The sequence below is a fragment of the Fulvimarina endophytica genome (assembly GCF_003403015.1).
In the GTDB taxonomy this organism is placed as follows: domain Bacteria; phylum Pseudomonadota; class Alphaproteobacteria; order Rhizobiales; family Rhizobiaceae; genus Fulvimarina; species Fulvimarina endophytica.
The window spans coordinates 1-21223 of record NZ_QURL01000001.1 but is presented as its reverse complement, the minus strand read 5'-3'; the positions used below and the strand labels follow the sequence as shown (position 1 = coordinate 21223).

General features: G+C 64.2%; 16 protein-coding genes. 8 read left to right on the top strand and 8 right to left on the bottom strand.

From position 1 onward, the window contains the following. Nucleotides 1–37: 37 nt before the first annotated feature. The 4 genes from DYI37_RS00080 to DYI37_RS00065 form a co-directional block, all read right to left on the bottom strand. Nucleotides 38–364, bottom strand: a complete 327-nt coding sequence (locus DYI37_RS00080; protein ID WP_116681180.1) for a DUF6634 family protein — start codon at nucleotides 362–364, stop codon at nucleotides 38–40. Next, on the bottom strand, nucleotides 364–3210 hold the full coding sequence (locus DYI37_RS19850) for an AAA family ATPase (protein WP_158555039.1): 2847 nt from the start codon (nucleotides 3208–3210) through the stop codon (nucleotides 364–366). The genes DYI37_RS00080 and DYI37_RS19850 overlap by 1 nt, the downstream gene beginning before the upstream one ends. Continuing rightward, on the bottom strand, nucleotides 3207–3623 hold the full coding sequence (locus DYI37_RS00070) for a hypothetical protein (RefSeq protein WP_116681179.1): 417 nt from the start codon (nucleotides 3621–3623) through the stop codon (nucleotides 3207–3209). The genes DYI37_RS19850 and DYI37_RS00070 overlap by 4 nt, the downstream gene beginning before the upstream one ends. 163 nt (nucleotides 3624–3786) lie before the next feature. Further along, entirely contained in the window at nucleotides 3787–4944 is a 1158-nt protein-coding gene (locus DYI37_RS00065; RefSeq protein ID WP_147307835.1) for a hypothetical protein, read from the bottom strand. Nucleotides 4945–5862: 918 nt separating this feature from the next. On the opposite strand from DYI37_RS00065, the gene kdpF reads away from it, so the two are divergent. From kdpF to DYI37_RS00035, 6 genes are all read left to right on the top strand, one after another. Then, nucleotides 5863–5949, top strand: coding sequence for a K(+)-transporting ATPase subunit F (gene kdpF, locus DYI37_RS20500; protein WP_116681177.1), 87 nt, complete (start codon nucleotides 5863–5865; stop codon nucleotides 5947–5949). Nucleotides 5950–5977: 28 nt separating this feature from the next. Beyond that, nucleotides 5978–7687 (top strand): potassium-transporting ATPase subunit KdpA, encoded by a 1710-nt coding sequence (gene kdpA / locus DYI37_RS00055; RefSeq protein WP_116681176.1) that lies wholly within the window; start codon nucleotides 5978–5980, stop codon nucleotides 7685–7687. 92 nt (nucleotides 7688–7779) lie between these two features. Next, the gene (gene kdpB, locus DYI37_RS00050) at nucleotides 7780–9834 is read left to right on the top strand and encodes a potassium-transporting ATPase subunit KdpB (RefSeq protein ID WP_116681175.1); all 2055 of its coding nucleotides are present in this window, start codon (nucleotides 7780–7782) and stop codon (nucleotides 9832–9834) included. Nucleotides 9835–9857: 23 nt separating this feature from the next. Further along, nucleotides 9858–10439: a potassium-transporting ATPase subunit KdpC gene (kdpC, locus tag DYI37_RS00045; RefSeq protein WP_116681174.1), complete on the top strand. Its 582-nt coding sequence runs from the start codon at nucleotides 9858–9860 to the stop codon at nucleotides 10437–10439. A 72-nt stretch (nucleotides 10440–10511) separates the two neighbouring features. Beyond that, a complete protein-coding gene (locus DYI37_RS00040) occupies nucleotides 10512–13184 on the top strand; it encodes a sensor histidine kinase (RefSeq protein WP_116681173.1) in 2673 nt (890 codons plus the stop codon). Further along, nucleotides 13181–13864, top strand: coding sequence for a response regulator (locus tag DYI37_RS00035; RefSeq protein WP_116681172.1), 684 nt, complete (start codon nucleotides 13181–13183; stop codon nucleotides 13862–13864). Before DYI37_RS00040 ends, DYI37_RS00035 begins: the two co-directional genes overlap by 4 nt. Before the next feature lie 657 nt (nucleotides 13865–14521). Here DYI37_RS00035 and yjfF read toward each other — a convergent pair. From yjfF to ytfQ, 4 genes are all read right to left on the bottom strand, one after another. Further along, nucleotides 14522–15502, bottom strand: a complete 981-nt coding sequence (yjfF, locus tag DYI37_RS00030) for a galactofuranose ABC transporter, permease protein YjfF (protein WP_116681171.1) — start codon at nucleotides 15500–15502, stop codon at nucleotides 14522–14524. Continuing rightward, entirely contained in the window at nucleotides 15499–16530 is a 1032-nt protein-coding gene (locus DYI37_RS00025; RefSeq protein ID WP_425365011.1) for an ABC transporter permease, read from the bottom strand. The genes yjfF and DYI37_RS00025 overlap by 4 nt, the downstream gene beginning before the upstream one ends. After that, entirely contained in the window at nucleotides 16527–18047 is a 1521-nt protein-coding gene (locus DYI37_RS00020; RefSeq protein WP_116681756.1) for a sugar ABC transporter ATP-binding protein, read from the bottom strand. Before DYI37_RS00020 ends, DYI37_RS00025 begins: the two co-directional genes overlap by 4 nt. 120 nt (nucleotides 18048–18167) lie before the next feature. Then, nucleotides 18168–19103, bottom strand: a complete 936-nt coding sequence (ytfQ, locus tag DYI37_RS00015; protein WP_280986901.1) for a galactofuranose ABC transporter, galactofuranose-binding protein YtfQ — start codon at nucleotides 19101–19103, stop codon at nucleotides 18168–18170. Between the two features lie 596 nt (nucleotides 19104–19699). Here ytfQ and DYI37_RS00010 point away from each other — a divergent pair. Continuing rightward, complete coding sequence (locus tag DYI37_RS00010; RefSeq protein ID WP_116681169.1) at nucleotides 19700–20677, top strand: LysR family transcriptional regulator; 978 nt, start codon at nucleotides 19700–19702, stop codon at nucleotides 20675–20677. A gap of 376 nt (nucleotides 20678–21053) precedes the next feature. After that, nucleotides 21054–21223, top strand: a 170-nt coding sequence (locus DYI37_RS00005; RefSeq protein ID WP_147307868.1) for a transposase, incomplete at its 3' end; no start/stop codon positions are given.

Below are 21223 nucleotides of genomic sequence, written 5' to 3'. Positions count from 1 at the left end.
CGGACCGCCTTCGCCTCTTCCATACGTCGGCTTGCTGTCAGTTCATCAGACCCTGCTCGCCCAGCCGATAGAGGCGGCTGAGGGTGCGGGCATAGCCGAACTCGGGCGCGATCGCCCAGACCTCCGAGGTTCGGATCAGTCTGTGATCATCGAGGGTCGGATGGCCCTGAACCAGTCCGAGAAGACAGGGTACGGTGCGAGAACCGATCTCCCAACCCTCGAGAACGGGCGCCTGCCAAAGATCGGCGGGTGATGGCCGCCAACCTGCCTGGATTGCCTCCAGATCTCGAAGCAGGTCGCGAAGCTGGCGGACGGTCGCGGCGAGGTCGTCGGACGATCCAACGGGCGGAAGGTGGACGACCATCAGGCGTCCCCGTTCTTGTTTGTCTGCTCACCGATCGGAGTCTGTCCCGCTGAAGTGACCTCTCGGGTCGTTCCGTCCCCGCTCGCCTCCCTTTGAAGGTCCGCGTTGTCAGGTGGCACACCAAGGATCGCCGCGATCTCGTCAGCGTCGAGCGTTCCGGCTGCGAGAAGCGCGTCGGCAAGGCGGGTCAGGAGAGGCTGGTTCGCCTCGATCGTCGTTCGGGCGAGTTCTTCGCCTGTGCGCAGCCGCTCCTCGACCCGGTCGGCCAGCGGACCGCCGCGCAGGAGGAGGCCCTGTGCCCATTCACTGCTGCGGAAGGTCAGCGGGCGATCGGATCCGAAGCCGTAGGCGGTCTCGAGCGAGACGGCGACGCGGGTTGCCAGTGCAAGATCGCTCGTCTCGACGCCGCCGCCTCCTGTCGCGATCGTGCCAAGAACGATCTCCTCGGCAACGCGGCCACCGAGAAGCTGTGCGATCCGTCCCATGAGCCACCCTTCGTCCGCATCGTCATCGCCCTCATGGAGTGAGGCCGTAAAGCCTCCGCCTGCGTCCTCGATCGACACGGCGATTACGCGCCCAAGCTTCAGGACGTGACCGACGATCGCATGGCCCGCCTCATGGATCGCCATGCGGCGGCGAAGTCCCTCAGGCAGCTCCTTCCGGTCGCTGCCGACGACGGCTTCGAGATCGGCAAGGGTGAGCGGACGCCGGGCCCTGCGCGCCCGTCCCCGTGCTTCGCGCAACACCCGTTCGACATCGGCGCCCGTCAGACCGAGCATGCGCCGCGACAGACAGTCGAGCGGACTGGCCGGGGTGACGTCCGGCTCGTGCTGCTCGTCCGGTCCGTGCAGGTCGTCCGGTTCGTCTGAGTGAAGGCTCGCCTGTGAACGGGCGCGTGCGGCCTCATCTTCACCGCTTTTGATCCTCTGGAGATCGTCGCCGAGGTGATGAGCGAGGATCGTCATCAGCTCCGTCCGATCCGGTTTTTTGAGCGCGATCTGGCGCTCCCAGCGTCCCGACCGCGTCAGGGCAGGATCGATGACCTCCGGCCTGTTCGTCGCGCCGACGATGATGACGCCCGAGGTTTTGACCGCTCCGTCCATCAGCTCAAGCATGCGATTGACGATCGCGTTCCAGTAGTCCGAGAAGTCGCGCGAGGCAGGTCCCCGCGTGCCGATGGCGTCGGTCTCGTCGATGAAGAAGATGACGGGCGCTGCGGCTTCGGCCGCCTGGAATGCTGCCGACATCCGCTTCAGCACGCTGCCGAGATAGCTCGGCTCGAGCCATGTCTGAACGGAGGCGACGTGGAGGGGGAGTTGCAGCGTGTTGCAGAGCGCCCGTGCGAAGCTCGTCTTGCCCGTGCCGGGCGGGCCGGACAAAAGCAGCCGCGTGCTCATCTCCTCCCATGCAATCTCGCCCGCCCGATAGGCTTCCAGATCGGTCTTCAGATCGAGGGCCCAGTCCCGCGCCTTGCCGAGCCCGGCCATGGTCTCGATGGTCAGAGGACAGCGATGGAAGGGCGTGCGTGTCGGTGCCTGCTGGGATCCGTCCTTGTTGTCGCCCACGCTGTCGCCATCGCCATCGCTGCACATACTGTTGCCGACGTCGCCGCTGCCGGAATCCTTGGTCACTTTCGTGTCGTTTGAGACGCCGATGACCCGATCATCCTCGGAGCCGACTTCATGTCCGCGATCTGTGGCGTCTGTCCGAACACTGTCCGGCAGCGGTTCGGGATGGATGACGACCGATCCGGCATCCAACTTGTTCGGCCGGGTCTCGTCCTCTGGCTTCGCGGCGTTCGTGTCGGGTCGCGCTGGGGGTCTGCCCGACCTGCGCTCGTTGCCCGGTAGATCGCTGGCCGTCCTCTCGGCCCAACTGCGCAGGTCGCGATTGGAATGGCGGTCCCCGTAGTCTTTGCCACTACCGTCGCCGCTGCCGCCTCCCTCATCGTCATCATCGTCGTCGGCAGCGTTCCTCGCAGCGGCCGCCTCTTCGTCGGCAACCCTCGCAGCGTAGCGAGCCGATCGCTCAAGAAGCGTCAGGATGGTGTCGAGCGGCAGACCGGGGCGGATGGCGAAGGTGATGTCCTCGAGCGGCAGCGTATGGAGGCGGACGCCCTCGGACGCGAGCTGTACCAGACCGTTGTCCGCCACTGAGCGATCGATGCCCGTCACCACCTCGATCGCCCGGCCGATGATCCCGGCATCGATCGGGCCACCATCAAGCCTGCACGTTGCCGACAGCTGGGCGATCGGAAGCATCCGCTTCGTTCGCCCAAGGACGAAGATCGGATGACCCGAGCGAATGGCCGAGGCATATCGCTCGATCATCCGGCGTTCGACCTCCTTGCCTTTAAGATCGCTCGGCAGGGATCCCCAGGTCGCGCCGAGAGGATCGTCGAGCGACTGGACGAGAAGGCTCCAGTCACGCTCCCTGTCGGCGGGGAACGCGAACTGGACCGCCGCGCGCACATTCGTCAGATCGAGCATGTCGACGCGGCCGGGAAGGATCGCACCGATCGACAGGAGCTGGCGGCAGGTCTCCCCGAACCCCGTCGCGTCCGCGCTGATCGCCAGCACGGTGCCGTGTCGCCGACAAAGACGGGTCAGGTCATCGGCCGACATCGCAGCATCTGCCATCGCCCGATCAATGAGAAGCAGCGCCGCCAGAAGGCCGCCGTCGTTGCGCACCTTGTCCGGCAGAGCGCCGAAGCGGGTGACGGGGCCGGCGCTCTGGACAGCCTTCACATCCCTCGAGCGATCGGGGTTGGCGTTGGCCGTGGCGCGGTCGGGGGCGGTGGCACTATCGGTGGCTGGGTTGGTCGTCTCAGATGGCTTGCGTGTCATCGGGCGCTCCTCTCGACCGTGCTGCGCCGCGAGGTGCGCTTCCCAACCCAGGCTCTGATGACGCGCGCGGTCGGATCGCCGCGCTCGGCGAGGTCGTTGAGCGCGGTTCGCACGGGAAGCGGCAGATGGCCGATCTGGCGAATGCTCATCATCGTGACGGCGATGACGATCGCTGGGTCGGGGAGCGGTCGCGATACCGGGTGTTCCGGCTGCATCGAGCCGAAGCGCCGCGCGCCTGCGGCCTCGGCAAGTTCGGTGAGCTGGCGGTCGAAGGGAACGGGAGCGGGCGTCATGGACCGCTCGCTTCCGCGCTCGGACGGATCGTCCTGTTTGCGATGGTGTTTGCCCGAGGGGTCGTCTCCTCGCTTGTTCAGGCGGTCGTCGTTGTGGTCGTCGTCATGTTCGAAGGTCATGGGGGATCCTTCGCGCGTCCGGCATCCGATCCGAAGATCGGCGAGACTGCGCGTTCGATGGAGTGAACAGGTTCTGTGGAGTGGATGAGGGGCGCGCCGACGCGCGTCGGACCGTCAGGTTCTCAAGCGTGAAGCTGCTTCAGCGCTCGAGCGGGCCTCGCGCTCAGGCGTGGAGACGCCCGCGCGCAAAGCCGAAACGTATCGGTCGTCCGGCTCCGTCGAACACGGCGTCCGAGGCAGTCTGGAAATGATTTCCAGGACCGGACGCATCGTCGGTGACATGATCTGGGTCAGGGTCGCCGAAGTCCTGTGCGGATGCGGCCTTGGCGCAGGCCGCACACTCGCCCGACGATGACGCAGATGGCGGAGGAGCGAGCCGCAGGATCTCGTCCTTGATCAGAGCCTGCACCCGGTCCGCAAACCGCGCCCGCATGGCGATGATCGCGGCAGCTGCCCCCTCGATCTCCAGAAGATCGTCGATCTCGCTGAGGCTCCAGAGGCCCGAGCCGTGGTCGCTTGTTCCGCTCGACCCGTCGACGATGGCGATCCCGACGCTGTCGACGGCAAGCCGCTTGCGCTCCTTGTAGAGCCAGTCCGGCAGGATCAGAGAGGCCGCCAGCATTCGGGTTCTCAGTTCACTCAAACGGTGCGTGTCGAGATAGGAGGCGAGCGAGCGCTTCACGTCGATGACAAGCGCCGAGCGATAGCGGCGGTTCACGGTGACGAGGTCCGGCGTATAGGTCGACTTCGCCTTTGCATCCGCATCGAACGACAGTCCGACAAGTGCACCCGATCTGTTATGCGCGACCGCCTCGAGGGCGGCGGCCGTCACCGGAAGCCGGACGCCGCTACCAAGGACAACGAGATCGGGATTTGCCACGCCGATCGCGATCATCGCGTCTTCCAGCAATTTGCCCTCGTGGAACGAGACCGAGCGGATGAGGGCTGCGACGGCGATGTAGCGACCGAGGATCGCGTCCGGGCTCGGTACGGCGGCCGCAACCTGTGCGACTGCCTTCTCGACGAACGGCTCGAGTTCGGCTGCGATGGCGCCGGGATCAAGGCGGCAGGGATAGGAGCGTGGCAGGACCGCAGGTGCCGACGCCCCGTTCGAACGGTGTGAACCGGATGCGGCCCGCGTAGATGCGGCGGCACCGTTGAGATCAACCGCGTCTCGATGCTCGGCGGGAGCAAAACGCGGTTTGACTTCGGCAGGATCGGAGGCGACGGTGGCGGTGCGGCCGCTGCCAACATCGGCAGACGAAGCGGTAGAGCTTCGCAATTGGCGACGCCGCGAGGCGTAATGAGTGGATGGGTTCATAGGGGAATCCCTTCGATGAGGGACGACCGACGCCATGCATCCTGCCTAGACCGACATTCGAACGGCGGACCGTTCCAAGAGCGGATGGGGCAGTATGGACGTCACGCTCGATCGCGCGGTGCGCTCTCGCAAGTCGCGAGCCTCGTCGTCAGCGAACGGTGCGGGTCGTCTCAGTAAAAGCTGGAAATGTGAACGAGACGAAGCGCGCCACGAAAGGCGGTCTTCGCCAGTCAGCCGTTCGGGCCGATCGGATCGATCAGGCGAACGAAACGGCGCAAGTGCGCGCTATTCGGCGGAGACCGATGCGCGTGTTCGTTACAACTTTCCACGAAGGGACGAAGCGGATATGGCTCGTCATAGCCTGGGACCTCTCGTACAGGTTCTGGGTCAGGCCCTCGTCCGGTGTTACCAGCACCGTCGGGGGCCGTTTGCTTCAAAAGCCGCGGATGACCCGATGTTCCGCTGCCTGCCGATAACCTGACGTCCTCAACCACCGATCGCAAGGCGTCAGCGCTTGCGAAATTGGAAACGTGGTTAACGGTTAGCCCACCTCTGATAGGGTCGCCCGCATTATGCTTCGACCATTACTCTGGGCCGAAAAGAGACCGTCTGCTTCTGAACAAGCGGATTGAAAAGCTGCCGATCGGCTTCCGACCCTTCTTCGTCATTCGCGGCCTCGGAGTTTCGGACCGAAAGCAGACATGGCGACCGAGATGATCATGACCCACCCGCGAGTCGTTAGCGCCGTTCATTCAGATATCTGAAAATTCGTATGGCGCCTTTATGCCGATCGGGTTCACTTGAGGGGCGATCCCGAAAGGAGGGCTCGCTCGTGTTCGATCTTCTATATCTGGCCGTGGGGCTGGGCTTCTTCGTTCTGATGGCCGCATACGCGCGCTGGGCCGGACGGGCCTGACGATGTTCGACCTCCTCCTCGGCGGCACCGTCGCGCTTGCCATCGCCGGCTATCTGGTTTTCGCCCTCGTGCGACCGGAGCGGTTCTGAATCCTTCCCAACCTGAAAGGCGTCCGCCATGACCGTCGTCGGCTGGCTGCAAATCCTTGTCATTCTCGCGGCAGTCGTCGCTTTCGCCATGCCGCTCGGCGCCTTCATGTCGAAGGTTTTTCGAGGCGAGCGCAACGTCTTGACGCCCATGCTCGGCCCCGTCGAGCGCAGCTTCCATCGCCTTGCCGGAATCGACCCCGGAAAGGAGCAGAGCTGGCTCGGCTACACACTGGCGATGCTCGCCTTCAATGCGGCCGGCTTCCTGTTCCTTTATCTGCTTCTCCGAGGCCAAGGCCTGCTGCCGTTGAACCCGCAAGGGTTCGCGGGGCTCTCGCCGGATCTTGCCTTCAACACTGCCGTCTCCTTCGTGACGAACACGAACTGGCAGGCCTATGGCGGCGAAACCACGATGAGCCATCTCAGCCAGATGGCCGGGCTCACGGTGCAGAACTTCCTTTCGGCGGCGACTGGCATCGCGCTCGCGGTCGCACTGGTGCGCGCTTTCGCGCGCTCCGGAGCGCAGACCGTCGGCAACTTCTTCACGGACGTTATTCGGGCGACCCTCTACGTTCTCCTGCCGTTGGCGGTCGTGACGGGTCTTGCGCAGGTCGCGATGGGCACGCCGCAAACGCTCGAGGCTTCGGCGACGGTCCAAACGCTGGAAGGCGACGAGCAGACATTGGCACTTGGTCCGGTCGCCTCGCAGATCGCGATCAAGCAGATCGGCACCAATGGCGGTGGGTTCTTCAACGTCAACGCCGCGCATCCTTACGAAAACCCGTCGCCGCTCTCGAATGCCCTGACGATATGGCAGATGCTTGTCGTCTCGGTCGCGCTCGTCTTCGCCTTCGGGCGACTGATCGGCGACAAGCGACAGGCGGTCGCGATTCTTTCGGTCATGGCGCTTCTGCTCATCGCGGGCATCGGCGTCGCCTACTGGGCGGAAGCGGCCGGCACCCCCATCCTCGCCTCGGCCGGCCTCGATCCCGCCGGCGGCAATATGGAAGGCAAGGAGGTCCGCTTCGGCCTCGCCGCCTCCGCCATGTTCGCGGCCGTCACCACGGGTCTGTCGGACGGTGCTGTCAACTCGATGCACGGCTCCTTCACCCCGCTCGGCGGCATGGTGCCGATGGTGCTGATCATGCTCGGCGAAATCCTGCCGGGCGGTGTCGGCGCCGGCCTGTACGGCATGCTCCTGATCGCAATCATAACGGTCTTCGTGGCCGGGCTGATGGTCGGTCGCACGCCGGAATATCTCGGCAAGAAGATCGAGGCGAAAGAGATGAAGATGGCGATCCTCGCCATTCTGATCCTTCCCGCCGCGATCCTCGGATTTTCGGCGCTTTCCGCCGTCCTTCCATCTGCGCTGTCGGGGCTCGGGAACGCCGGGCCGCACGGCCTCTCGGAGATCTACTACGCCTATTCGTCGGCGACGGGGAACAATGGTTCGGCCTTCGGCGGCCTCTCGGCCAACTCGCCTTGGTGGAACACCACGCTGGGGCTCGCGATGCTGCTGGGCCGCTTCGCCTATATCGTGCCGATGATGGCGATCGCAGGTTCGCTCGTTGCCAAGACGAAGCTTGCGCCCTCGGCGGGCACGTTCCCGACCCACGGCCCTCTCTTCGCCGGGCTTCTCGCCGGCATCATCGTGATCCTCGGCGGCCTACAGTTCTTCCCAGCGCTCGCCCTCGGCCCCATCGCCGAACAGGTGCAGATGCTCGGCGGCAAGACCTTCTGACGACCGGGGACGCCTCTCCCGGGAGGCGCTCCTTCAATCCGTCTTCAGTCTCCTTCGGTCCCTCGTGGACACGACCATAAGGAATCCCCTCAATGGCTGCCAAGGCCACAACGTCTACCTTTCGGCCCGACCTCGTCGGGCGGGCGACGGTCGATGCTTTCAAGAAGCTCAATCCCGCAGCTCTCATGCGCAACCCGGTGATCTTCGTCACCGAGATCGTTGCCGCGGTCGTCACGATCCTGTTCGTGCGCGATCTTATCGCGGGCAATCCGCTTCTCTTCACGGGCCAGATCACGGCCTGGCTCTGGTTCACGGTGCTGTTCGCAAACTTCGCCGAGGCCATTGCGGAGGGACGCGGCCGGGCGCAGGCAGCCTCGCTTCGCCAGGCCCGAACCGATACCGTCGCCAAGCGCTTGGCGAACCGGACGGACCGTTCCAGTGTGCGGCCAGTCTCCGCCCTGGACTTGAAGATCGGCGACCATGTTCTGGTCGAGACGGGAGACCTCGTGCCCGGCGATGGCGACATCGTCGAGGGCATTGCCTCCGTCAACGAGGCAGCGGTGACAGGCGAGTCCGCGCCCGTGATCCGGGAGGCCGGCGGCGACCGCTCGGCCGTCACCGGCGGCACCACCGTCGTCTCCGACTGGCTCATCGTGCGCATCACCGCGGCGCCCGGCTCATCCTTCCTCGATCGGATGATCGCTCTCGTGGAAGGAGCCGAGCGACAGAAGACGCCGAACGAACTCGCGCTGACCATTCTCCTGGTGGGAATGACGTTGATCTTCCTCATTGCCGTGGTGACGCTCACGGGCCTGTCGGCCTATGCCGGCGCCGCGGTCTCGGTGCCGATCCTCGTCGCGCTTCTCGTCACATTGATTCCGACGACCATCGGAGGGCTCCTGTCGGCGATCGGGATCGCAGGCATGGATCGTCTGATCCGGCATAACGTCCTCGCAATGTCCGGCAAGGCCGTGGAGGCCTCCGGCGACGTCGATACGCTTCTCCTCGACAAGACCGGCACGATCACTTTCGGCAACCGCATGGCATCGGAGTTCGTCGCGGTCGGAGGCATGAGTGCCGCCGAGATGGCCGAGATTGCCGTGGCGGCCTCGCTGGCAGACGAGACCGCCGAGGGACGTTCGATCCTTGTCCTCGCGCGCGATCGCTTCGGCATCGTCCTGCCGGATGCGCCTCGGCCGGACGCGACCTTCATTCCCTTCTCGGCCGCGACGCGCCTGTCGGGTGTCGACCTTACGTCGAAGACGATCCGCAAGGGTTCGATCGACGCCATTCGGAAGTTCGTGCGCGAGACGGCAGGCCGCGAGGTCGCGGAGCCTCGAGCGTTCACACAGGCGGTGGAGCTTATCGCGAGGAGCGGTGGTACGCCTCTCGGCCTTGCCGAAAACGGCCGCTTCATCGGGGTCATCCATTTGAAGGACGTCGTGAAGCCCGACATCAAGGAGCGCTTTGCCGAGCTGCGGCGCATGGGCATCCGCACGGTGATGGTGACGGGCGACAACCCGGTGACGGCCGCGGCCATCGCGTCGGAGGCCGGCGTCGACGACTTCATTGCCGAAGCCACCCCGCAGGACAAATTGAACTACATCCGCAACGAGCAGCGCCAGGGCCGCCTCGTCGCCATGTGCGGAGACGGCACCAATGATGCGCCGGCCCTCGCCCAGGCCGATGTCGGCGTCGCCATGCAGACCGGCACGCAGGCAGCGCGCGAGGCCGGCAACATGGTGGACCTCGACAGCGATCCGACCAAGCTCATCGAGATCGTCGGCATCGGCAAGCAGCTCCTGATGACGCGAGGAAGCCTGACGACCTTCTCGATCGCCAACGATGTCGCGAAGTACTTCGCGATCATCCCGGCTCTCTTCATCGCGGCGATCCCCGAACTCGGCGTCCTGAACGTCATGGGTCTGTCGACGCCGCAAAGCGCGATCCTGTCGGCGGTCATCTTCAACGCTCTGGTGATCGTGGCGCTCATTCCGCTGGCGCTTACCGGCGTGCCCTATCGCGCCCTCGATGCCGCGACCGTGCTGCGTCGCAATCTCCTCGTCTACGGTCTCGGCGGCATTCTCGTGCCGTTCATCGGCATCAAGCTGATCGACGTCGTGGTTTCCGTTCTCGGTCTCGCCTGAGCTTCTTCGCAAGGACTATCTTCATGCTCTCGCAATTGCGTGCCACCGCAACGCTTCTCGCTCTTTTTACCCTCCTTCTGGGACTTGCCTATCCCTTGGCCATGACCGCCATCGCAGGTGTCGCATTCCCGGACCAGGCATCGGGAAGCCTCGTGACCCGGGGCGGGGTCGCCGTCGGCTCGACGCTGATCGGTCAGTCCTTCACGGGGGCAGACTATCTCCAGCCGCGCCTATCGGCCGCCGGTGACGGCTACGACGCCTCGGCCTCGTCCGGCACCAATCTGGCTCCGACGAGTGCTCGCCTGGCCGAGCGATTGAGGACCGATGGACGGGCGATGAAGGCTACGACTGGTGCCGCGCTGCTTCCGGCTGACGCGATCACCACCTCCGGCAGCGGCCTCGACCCGCACGTCTCGCCAGCCTTCGCCGAGCTCCAGGTGCCCCGCATTGCGCAGGCGCGTGGTCTGACCCCACAGGAGGTTCGTCGGGTCATCTCGCAGAACACTGCCGGCCGCACCCTCGGCCTTCTCGGCGAGCCGCGTGTTCTGGTTCTCGGCGTGAATCTCGGCCTCGATGCGCTCGCGTCGAACTCCGCCGCAAACTAACTGGCAGACAGGCGGCGTTGCGAATCTGCCTCGCATGGCTGAGAGGCACGAAATAGCAGTAGAAGATCTTCAATGAGCGACCATGACGCGCCCCGTGCTTCACCCGACGCCCTTCTCGACCAGGCCGAGCGAGAAGGCCGAGGCAAGCTGCGTATGTTTCTCGGCGCAGCCCCCGGAGTTGGCAAAACCTACGCCATGCTTCAGGCCGCAAGGGCCGAAAGGGCCGGCGGCCGCGACGTTCTCGTCGGCATCGTGGAGACGCACGGACGTGCCGACACCGAGGCGATGATCGCCGACCTCGAGGTACTCCCCCGCCGCCTCATCCCATACAAGGGACGGCTCGTTCCCGAACTCGATCTCGATGAAGCGCTCGCCCGTCAGCCCTCGCTGCTGATCGTCGACGAATACGCCCACTCGAACGTCGAGGGATCGCGCCATCCGAAGCGTTGGCAGGATGTTGCAGAGTGTCTGCAAAACGGGATCGACGTATGGACGACAATGAACGTCCAGCACGTGGAAAGCCTGAACGACGTCGTCCAGCGCATCACGGGAGTGCGCGTGCGCGAGACCGTGCCCGATACGACTCTTACGGTCGCCGACCAGATCGTCCTCGTCGATCTGCCGTCGGACGAACTCATTCGGCGGCTCGCCGAGGGCAAGGTCTATGTCGAGGACACGGCCACACGCGCCACGCAGAACTTCTTCAAGCCGTCGAACCTGACCGCGCTGCGCGAACTCGCCCTACGGCAGGTCGCGGCGCAGGTCGATTCCGATCTCGTCGAGCGCATGCAGGGGAGCGCCATCGAAGGGCCATGGGCCGCCGGCGAGCGCCTGCTCGTCTGTGTCGGCCCGAACGCGCAGGCCGAGCGGCTGGTGCGCGAAGGCAAACGGCTCGCGGATCTTCTCGACGCGCCCTGGTTCGCGGTTACGATCGAGCGCCCCGGGGCGACGCTCGATCAGGGCGCCGCCTCGCGTCTCGATGCCACCATGCAACTGGCCAAGAGCCTCGGCGCCGAAACGCACAACCTCGTCGCGTCCGACCTTCCGGCCGAACTGCTGCGCTTCGCCCGTTTCGAGAACATCACGCAGATCCTCGTCGGGAAGGCACGCTCGCGGTGGATCCGGCTGCCCTGGGGCGACGGCAACCTCGCCGACGCCATCGTGCAGCGAGCGCGCGGGGTCTCCGTCCTTGTCCTGACCGAGAACGAGATCCCGGAAGCCTGGGCGTTCCGGTGGCCTGAGAGAGGCATATGGACCGGCTACCTTGCTGCGACCGCCTTCGTCGCCGCCGCCTCGTTCGCGGGCAACATCCTGGCGCGCTTCGTCTCGCTGCCCAACGTCTCGATGCTCTATCTGCTCGCAGTGCTGGCCCCAGCCCTGCTCTACGGCGTGTGGCCTGCGGTTCTTGCGTCCTTCCTCTCCTTCGCCGCCTACAACTACCTGTTCCTGGATCCGACCGGGACCTTTACCATCGCGCGCCCGCACGAATTGCTGGCGTTGACGATCTTCCTGATCATCGCCTTCGTGATATCCGCCGTGGCGGGGCAGGCGCGCGAACAGGTGCGCGCCTCGGCCCGGCGCACCCGCGCGGCCCGGCGGCTTTACGAGTTCACCCGCACGCTCTCGGCCCTGCCCGATGCGGGCGCCGTGGCGGAAGCTGCCGCCAGCGAGATCAATGCTGCGACGGGGCGAGCCGTGACGATCCTTCAGCCCGAGGGGGCAGATCTTTCCATCGTCGCCTCCTGGCCACCGGACGACCGGCTCGACATGCCAGCGCGCACCGCCGCAAGGTGGGCGCATGAATATCGCGAGATGGCCGGCGCGGGCACGCAGACCCTGCCGTCCGCCGGCTGGACCTTTCTGCCGCTCGCCGTCCAGGACGCCCGCATCGGCGTGCTCGGTATCGAAAGCGCGTCGAACGCCTTACTCGATGCAGAGCTTCGCGCCCTCCTCTCCGCTCTCGCCGAGCAGACGGCCGTTGCTCTCCAAAGGGCGGTTCTTTCCACGGAGGTTCGCAGCGCGCGCACGGCAGCAGAGACCGAGAGGGTGCGCAACATCCTCCTTGCCTCGATCAGCCACGACTTCCGCACCCCCCTCGCCTCCATTCTGGGCGCCTCGACGGCCTTGATCGAGTATCAGGATCGGATCGATCCTGCCGTCCGGGACGATCTTCTGGGACAGGTCCGCGACGAAGCGCGCCATCTCGACCAGATGGTGCGCAATCTCCTCTCGATGACGCGCCTGGAAGCTGGCGCACTGGAGATCACGAAGGACTGGTTCGATATCGGCGAGATGCTTGATCGCATCGTTGATCAGGCCCGTCGCAGAGGCGCCCCGCAACGCTTCCGCGTAGACCGTCCGCCCGGGCCGGTCCTCGCCTACGGCGACGCATCGCTCCTCGACCAGGCCGTCGGCAATATCGTCGGCAACGCGGTGAATTACGCGGGCGCGAAGGCGACCGTCACGCTTCGGGCGCGGACGGAACCAGACATCGTCACGATCGAGATCGTCGACGACGGACCCGGCGTCCCGGCCGATCTCCGCGATCACGTCTTCGAGAAGTTCACGCGGCTGCGCACCTCTGCCGCCGATGGTGGGGACAGCTCCGGGCTTGGTCTCGCGATCACGAAAGGCATTGTCGAGGCGCATGGCGGCACTGTCGAGTTGCGGTCCGCCGATACCCTCCAGCAACGGGGAGCCGCTTTTGTCATTCGATTGCCTTCCGAACGCGGAGCAGGCCTATGATCCAGCCGACCATCCTCGTCGTCGACGACGAGCCCGCCATCCACCGCTTCCTGAAACCCGTGCTCGAAGCGGAAGGGTACCGGGTCGTTCAGGCATCGAAGGCTTCCGAAGCGCTTCAGAGCGCGACGGAAAATCCACCCGACGCGATCCTGCTCGATCTCGGACTGCCCGATCTCGACGGCAAGGACGTGATCAGGCGCCTGCGCAAGGTCTCGCATGTTCCGATTGTCGTCCTGTCGGCACGCGACCGGGAAACCGAAAAGATCCAGGCTCTCGACCTTGGCGCGGACGACTATGTCGAGAAGCCGTTCGGGGTCGGCGAACTGACCGCTCGGCTGCGTGCCGCGCTGCGCCATGCACGACAGACCCTTGGCAATGGCGGGATCATGCGATGCGGCACGATCGAGATCGACGTCGACGCCCATCAGGTACGCAAGGCAGGAGCCGAGATTCGCCTCACGCGGCGCGAGTTCGACGTCCTCGTTGTTCTCCTGCGTGAAGCCGGACGGGTCGTCACCCATAGACGCCTGTTAAAGGATGTGTGGGGCGCGGCAAACGAGGGCGATACTCAATATCTCCGCGTCTATATCGGGCAGCTTCGACAGAAGCTCGAAGACGATCCGTCAGCGCCGCGCCTGATCATCACCGAGCCGGGGATCGGCTACCGTCTGGTGAGTTAGCGTGCGAACGACGGCTTCTTGAGAATGTGCACCAGAAGCGGATCTTCTGGTGTCCGCCTAACACAGAAATCATTTCCAGCGGCTTCTCGAGGCCGAAAACAGTCCGTTTGCTTTGCGCTGCTGTAGTTGGAACGCTGCCGATCAGCTATCGCCCCTTCTCTGTCGACCGGACGGAATGGAAACCAACACCGATGAGCGGTCGTCGTAAGCTCAGTTCGGTTCGGCTCCGAATTGGCGGGTTGAGAATGGTCACAGCTGACATTTAACGGTCAACCGTCGCTTCGCTGAGGGCCTGCGCTAAGATGAAGAAATTGAGGCTATGTTTCTTCGCCGCATAATGGCTGCGGTCCGCCGAAGCCAGCCAACTATCGTGCAATCAGAAGCTTTCGCTCGCGCATCGTGCCCCATCGGCGCTAATCGTCACGATTCCCATGCTATCGGAATACGACTGAAGGAATATCTCAAGGGCTGCGACGACCTGTACGATTAACCCTCGCCCGTCGTGGCGACTCTATCTCGCTCACATGGTTGCTCACGAAGGTAACTCCTCGCCGCCAAAACGGGCACGGATCATCTTCGTATCATCGGCGCTGATTGAAGCGACGGCATCGGCCAGGCGTGAACTGCCAGGCACTATCGTTTCTCGTCGCGCATCGATCATGCGTGGCGGACCGACTGGCCGGCGGAGGAGATCCTCAAGAGCCCCTTCTGAAGCACGATGAAGAGGAGAAGGAGGAGGCCGATGACGATCTTCGTCCACCAGCTCGACAGGGTGCCATCGAAGACGATGTAAGTCTGGATCAAGCCCATGGTGAGTACGCCGAAAAGAGTGCCGACCACGTAGCCCGCACCGCCCGTGAGGATCGTCCCGCCGATGACGACGGCTGCGATCGCGGTCAGCTCCGTGCCGACGGTGGCTAGCGGATAGCCGGAACCCGTGTAGATCGAGAAGACGATTCCGGAGAGCCCGGCCATGAAGCCTGAGAACGCATAGATCAGAACCGTCAAGCGTCCGATGCGGACGCCCATCAGCCGCGCCGTCTGCTCGCCGCCGCCAAGCGCGAACATGCTCGCTCCGAAGCGGGTACGATGGGCGACGAGGGCGCCGACGAGGACCGTCAGCAGCATCACTCCTGCGATGACGGTAAGCCGCCCCTTGCCCGGCATGAGGTAGTAGGACGACTTGATGAAGTCGTAGAAGGGGTCTGAGATCGGCACTGAATCGATGGTCAGCATGTAAGCGGCGCCGCGCGCGAGGAACATGCCGGCCAGCGTGACGATGAAGGCGGGCATGGCGAGAGAATGGATGATCAGCCCCATCAGCGCGCCGAAAGCCGTCGTCACCGCGAGCAGGAGCACGAAGACAGCCAGCGGATGAAGCGACGTTTCACGCAGGACGACCGCGATGAACACGCCGGAGAATGCAATCACCGAGCCGACCGACAGGTCGATGCCGCCCGAAAGGATCACCACCGTCATGCCGACCGCGACAATACCGAGATAGGCGTTATCGGTCAGAAGATTGCCGACGACCCGCGTTGAGAGCATGGCGGGAAACTGGATCCAGCAGACCGTATAGGCGAGGACGAAGATCGCGATGGTCGCGAGCAGGGGATAGAAGCGCGGATTGACGGTCACGAGCGCAATTCCTTTCTGGCCTCGTAGCTGCGCTCGCGCCTTCGCCGACTCTCGTCCTTCACGAAGCGCCAGCTCTGCGCGAGATTGGGCGACTGGACGACGAGGATGATCAACACCAGTCCGGCTTTGATGACGAGATTGTATTCCGACGGAAAGCCCGCGAGCAGGATGCCGGTATCGATAGTCTGTATGATCATCGCGCCGATGACCGAGGCGGCGATCGAGAAGCGGCCGCCGAGTAGCGAGTTGCCGCCGATGACTACCGCAAGAATCGCATCGAGTTCGAGCCACAGGCCGGTATTGTTTGCGTCGGCACCCCGGATGTCGGCGGTCGCGACGATGCCGGCGAAGGCGGCGCAGAGACCGGCCGCCATATAGACCGCGATGAGAAGAACCCGCGCGTTGACGCCGGCCAGCGCCGAGGCCGAGCGATTGACACCGATCGCCTCGACCAGGATGCCGAGTGCCGTGCGCCGCATTAGAAGGGTCACCACGAGCGCGAGCAGTACCCATAGCACCGCCGGAAACGGCATGCCGAAAAGCGTTCCGGAGCCGAAAAAGGCAAAGGACGGATCGCTGAAGGTGAGGATGCGGCCCTCGGTGATCAACTGGGCGATGCCACGCCCGGACGTCATCAGGATGAGCGTGGCGACGATCGGCTGAATGCCGATGACGGCGACGAGACAGCCGTTCCATAGACCGCAAAGAAGACCCGCGCCGATGGCGAGCGCCAGCGTGGGAGCGAGGCCGAGCCCGGAGGAGATCGCCCACGCACCGATCGCGCCGGAGATCGCCATGACGGTTCCCACCGAAAGATCGATGCCCCGCGTCGCAATCACGAGCGTCATGCCGATGGCCAGAAGCGCCACGGGTGCCCCGCGCTTCAGCACGTCGATGATCGGTCCGACCAGGCGTTCGCGCTCGTATCCGATCAGGATGAAATCCGGGAAGAACGCGGTGACCAGGAGAACGATCGCGCCGAGAGTGATGAGTTGCGGCGCAATCCGCGAAAGCGAGCGAAACATCATGCGACCTTTTCGGCTTGCGCGGCCGCTTCGGCAGCGATGGCACGGACAATCGGTCCGGTCGCGATATCATCGCCGGTGAGCTCGGCGACGTGCCGGCGATCGCGGACGACGACGATCCGGTTGGAGACCGCGATAAGTTCGTCGAGCTCGGAGGAGATGACGAGGAGCGACATGCCTTCGTCGGTGAGTTGGCGGATGAGGTTCAGGATCTCCGCATGTGCGCCGACGTCGATACCGCGCGTCGGCTCGTCGAGAATAAGGAAACGTGGATTCATCGCCAGCCAGCGAGCGAGCACCACCTTCTGCTGGTTACCGCCGGAAAGCTGCCCGATCGGCTTTTCCGGGCCGCTGGTGCGGATGTCGAGCTTCTCGATGTAGTCGGCGGCAAGCCGGTCCTGCTCGGCCCGGGGGATGGGTTTTGCCCAGCCGCGCCGCGCCTGCATGGCGAGTATGATGTTTTCGCGGATGGAGAGTTCGGCGATGATGCCGTCGGTCTTACGGTCCTCGGGAGCGAAGCCGAAACCAGACGCGATCGCCTCGCGCGGATTGGCGTGGGCGATCCTGCCGGTCTCGTCGCGCGCTTCGCCTGACGCTGCCGTGCGCACCCCGAACATAAGTTCGGCGGTCTCCGTGCGCCCCGAGCCGAGGAGGCCCGCGAGCCCGATGACTTCGCCGCGATGCACGGTGAGATCGAAGGGCTCGACGACGCCCGAGCGCCCGAAATTCTCGAAGCGCACGACTTCGGGTCGCGTGGCGACATTCGGGTCGGTCTTCCTGCGCGCGGCGTCTTCCGTCATGGACAGTTCGCGGCCGAGCATGTGTTCGATGAGCCTGACCCTATCGAGGCGCGCGGTCTCCTCGGTCACGATCTTCCGACCATTCCGCAGAACAGTCAGACGGTCGGTCAGTTCGAAGACCTGATCGAGGAAGTGGGAGACGAAGACGATACCGAGGCCTTTCTCGCGCAGGGAGCGAACCACGTCGAACAGCATTCGCGTTTCGTCGGCGTCGAGACTGGCGGTTGGCTCGTCGAGGATCAGGACCTTGCCGGAGAGTTCGACGGCACGGGCGATGGCGACGATCTGCTGGATGGCGACGGAATAGGCGCCGAGGTCGCGGCCGACATCGATGTCGAGCCCGTAGCCGGAGAGCATGCGCCGTGCCTCGGCCCGCTGAGCGGTCCCGTCGATGAAGCCGAAGCGGCGCGGCTCGCGCCCGAAGGTCAGGTTCTGCGCAACGGTCAGGTTCGGCAGGAGGTTGACCTCCTGGTACACCGTGCCGATGCCGAGCGCCTGCGCTTCGGATGTCGAGCTCGGCGAGATTGCCTCGCCGTTCAGCATGATCTCGCCCGAATCGCGACGGTAGGCGCCTGTGAGGCATTTGATAAGCGTCGACTTGCCGGCGCCGTTCTCGCCAAGCAGGGCATGAACCTCGCCGGCCCGCAGGTCGAAATCGACACAGTCGAGCGCCTTAGCTCCAGGAAACGACTTGCTGAGGGATCGGATTGTCAGAGGCATCGAAGACCTTTTCGGCGCATCGGAGACCATCTGGAGAGGGTTCTTGAGGCGCATCGTCTTGCATCAGCTCGCAATGGACCAGGGCGTTGGGAGGCCCCGCCCCGGTCCGCTCGGGTCGGATCAGTAACCGAGGTCCTTGCGGGCCTCGTACTGCTCCTGAGGATCGTCGTTTTGGGTGTAGAGCTTGGATTCGGTCTGAATGAACTTCTTCGGCTCGGTTCCATCATTGCGATAGGCTTCGAGCGCGTCGAAGGCGGGACCTGCCATGTTCGGCGTCAGTTCCACCGTGGCGTTGGCTTCACCCGCCGCCATCGCCTGGAAGATGTCGGGCACCGCATCGATCGAGACGATCTTGATGTCCTCGCCCGGCTTCAGGCCGGCTTCCTTGATGGCCTGAATCGCGCCGATCGCCATGTCGTCGTTGTGAGCGTAGAGCGCGCAGATATCCTTTCCGCCGTTCTCGGCTTGCAAGAAGCTCTCCATCACTTCCTTGCCGCCGGTTCGGGTGAAATCGCCGGTCTGGCTTCTGACGATCTCCAGATTGTCTTTACCTTCGATGGCGTTGCGGAAGCCCTGAGCGCGATCGATCGCCGGCGAGGAGCCGGTCGTGCCCTGAAGTTCGACGATGCGGCATTCGCCCTCGCCGGCATTGTCGACAAGCCATTGGCCAGCGACCTCGCCCTCATGCACGAGGTCGGAGCCAACCGCGGTCAGATAGAGGCTCTCGTCGGAATCGACCTTGCGGTCGAGGAGCACGACGGGAATCTCGGCTTCCTTGGCTTCCTGGAGCACGCTGTCCCAGCCGGTCGCAACGACAGGCGCCAGAAGAATGGCGTCCACGCCCTGAGCGACGAACGAACGGAGCGCCGCGATCTGGTTCTCCTGCTTCTGCTGCGCATCGGAGAATTTCAGATCGATCCCGCGCTCTTCGGCCTGCTGACGGGTGATCGTCGTCTCGGCGGCGCGCCAGCCGGACTCCGAGCCGATTTGCGAGAAGCCGACGGTCTGTGCCGAGGCGAGCGTGGTCGCACCTAGGCAAATCGCGGCGGTTATCATCAGGGACTTGATCATGCTTCACTCCTCCTATGGAAAAACGTGGAAGCCAGCGCCGGCCGGCAGACACACGTCTCTTGTTTCCCGGATCCCCTCATCGGTGATCGCGGCATGGTTCCCAGGGGCTACACTCGATCTTTACGGGAGGGCCCTGGATATTCCGTTTGCTCAGAGAGTGCGCTCGGCGCGAAATCGGCCCGGAACCGAGCAGCGCTCGGCACCTCGAGGCGACGGCGTGTTCGCGCCGATCGTTCGATCCGACCATCATTCCTCCCGAGGCCCTGCGGGGACTGCGAGTTGCCCAGAAATTGGCGTCTCGACGCCAGACGCGGGCCGGCTTCCTCCTCCGGTTCCGCATCGTCATTTCCGGGCCCCGCATGGGTGTCTGCCGCGCTCTGCCCTGCACCATCCTAAGCCCAATAAAATATATTTGAAAAATAGACTTTTGAGATCACGATATGCCAATTAAGGTATATCATCGGGGTGGCGATCGAAGCGCCCGGTCGATGCCGCTCTTCCGGCCGGGAGCCTCCTGATGTCGCCGATCGTTGCGTCCGGGTCCGCATAGGAGCCGTCGCGTCTGGAGCAGAAGGTCGACGATGTCCGAGAGACACAGGGCGAAACAGGCCGATCACCTGGTTCGAAAGGGCCTCAAGTTCTCGCAGCTTCGGTTGCTGACGGCCTTGCGCGATTTCGAACAGATCGGAGCCGCTGCACGGCACACTGGAATGACCCAGCCGGCCGCATCCCGTCTCCTATCGCAACTCGAGGAGATGGTCGGCGTCCCGCTTTATACCCGTCATATGCGGGGCATCTCCCTGACGGAAGCCGGGACGCTCTTGGCGAGCCAGGCGGCGAGCGCTTTGCACGGCTTCGACCTCGTGCAGGAGCGCATCGGCCAGATGGCCGTCGGGACACGCGGTTCGGTTCGCATGGGTGCGGTCACCGGCCCCTCGCTCAAGATTCTGCTGCCCGCGGTACGCGAGGCGCGGGCCGCCTATCCCGACATCGATCTTTCTGTCCTGATCGATACGTCGGACAAACTCTCCGAAGCGTTGCTCGACCGCGATCTCGACTTCTATATCGGGCGTATTCCGACAGAGAGCGATGCCCGCGCCTTTCGAATCGAAACGATCGGGCTTGAACCGGTGGCGCTGCTCGTGCGCTTCGACCATCCGCTGACCCGGCGCCAGAACATCGCTTTGAAGGACTGTCTCGAATATGACTGGGTCACTCAGCCACCGGGCGGCTTGTTGAGGCGAACCCACGAGGAGTATCTCCTCAAGCACGGTCTGGAACTTCCACGGCGCGTGGTCGGAACGACTTCGATCCTCTTCACGCTGGCGCTGGTCAGAGAAACCGATGCGATCGCACCGATGGCGCGGGCGGTCGCCGATCTCTTCATCGAGCACGGCGCCCTCGCGAGCCGCCTTGGCCGCATCCCACTTGCCCAAGACATGCGCGTCGCAAGCTATGGGCTCGTTACACGCGCTGGAGATCCGCTAGGTCCAGCAGCAGAGCGGCTCTTCGAGATCGTACAAACCGCCGTGAAGCCGGACATGCGGAAAGTGCTGTAGGATTTTGTACTCACAGCTTATCTTCCAGTGGGATCCTCTTCCGTCAAATCGAACAACCTGTCGAGGCGCGAATGTCGGTAATCCGAGGATTCCCGAACGATGCCTGAACAACCGCGAGAGACGCCATTCAGACCGGCAAGCTTCGGAAGAAACGGGCCGGAAGCGGACCATCGGCTCTGGAGCACTGACTGGCGGAAAGCTGCCGTTCCGTGGACGTCTTGTTGGCCGCTCCCTCCCTTGGCCGGGGCGCGTCATTCCGCCCCGCAAAGTTACTCCTCCGCGTCCTCCTTATTGGTCAGCTATTCTAGGCCCTGTTGACATAGTGGATTCCCAAACCGTCTGACGTTTGATTCAAGGCTGCCTTTTGGAGGCGGCTTTGGCGCGAGGCGATCTGACGGACGAGGAATGGGCGGTGATCGGTGAACTGCTGCCCAGTGAACGGGGGCGCAAGTCTCGTCCCGCTTACGACAACCGCCGGTTTCTTAATGGCATGCTGTTCGTCCTGCGAGCTGGCTGCCCCTGGCGCGACGTGCACGAACGCTATGG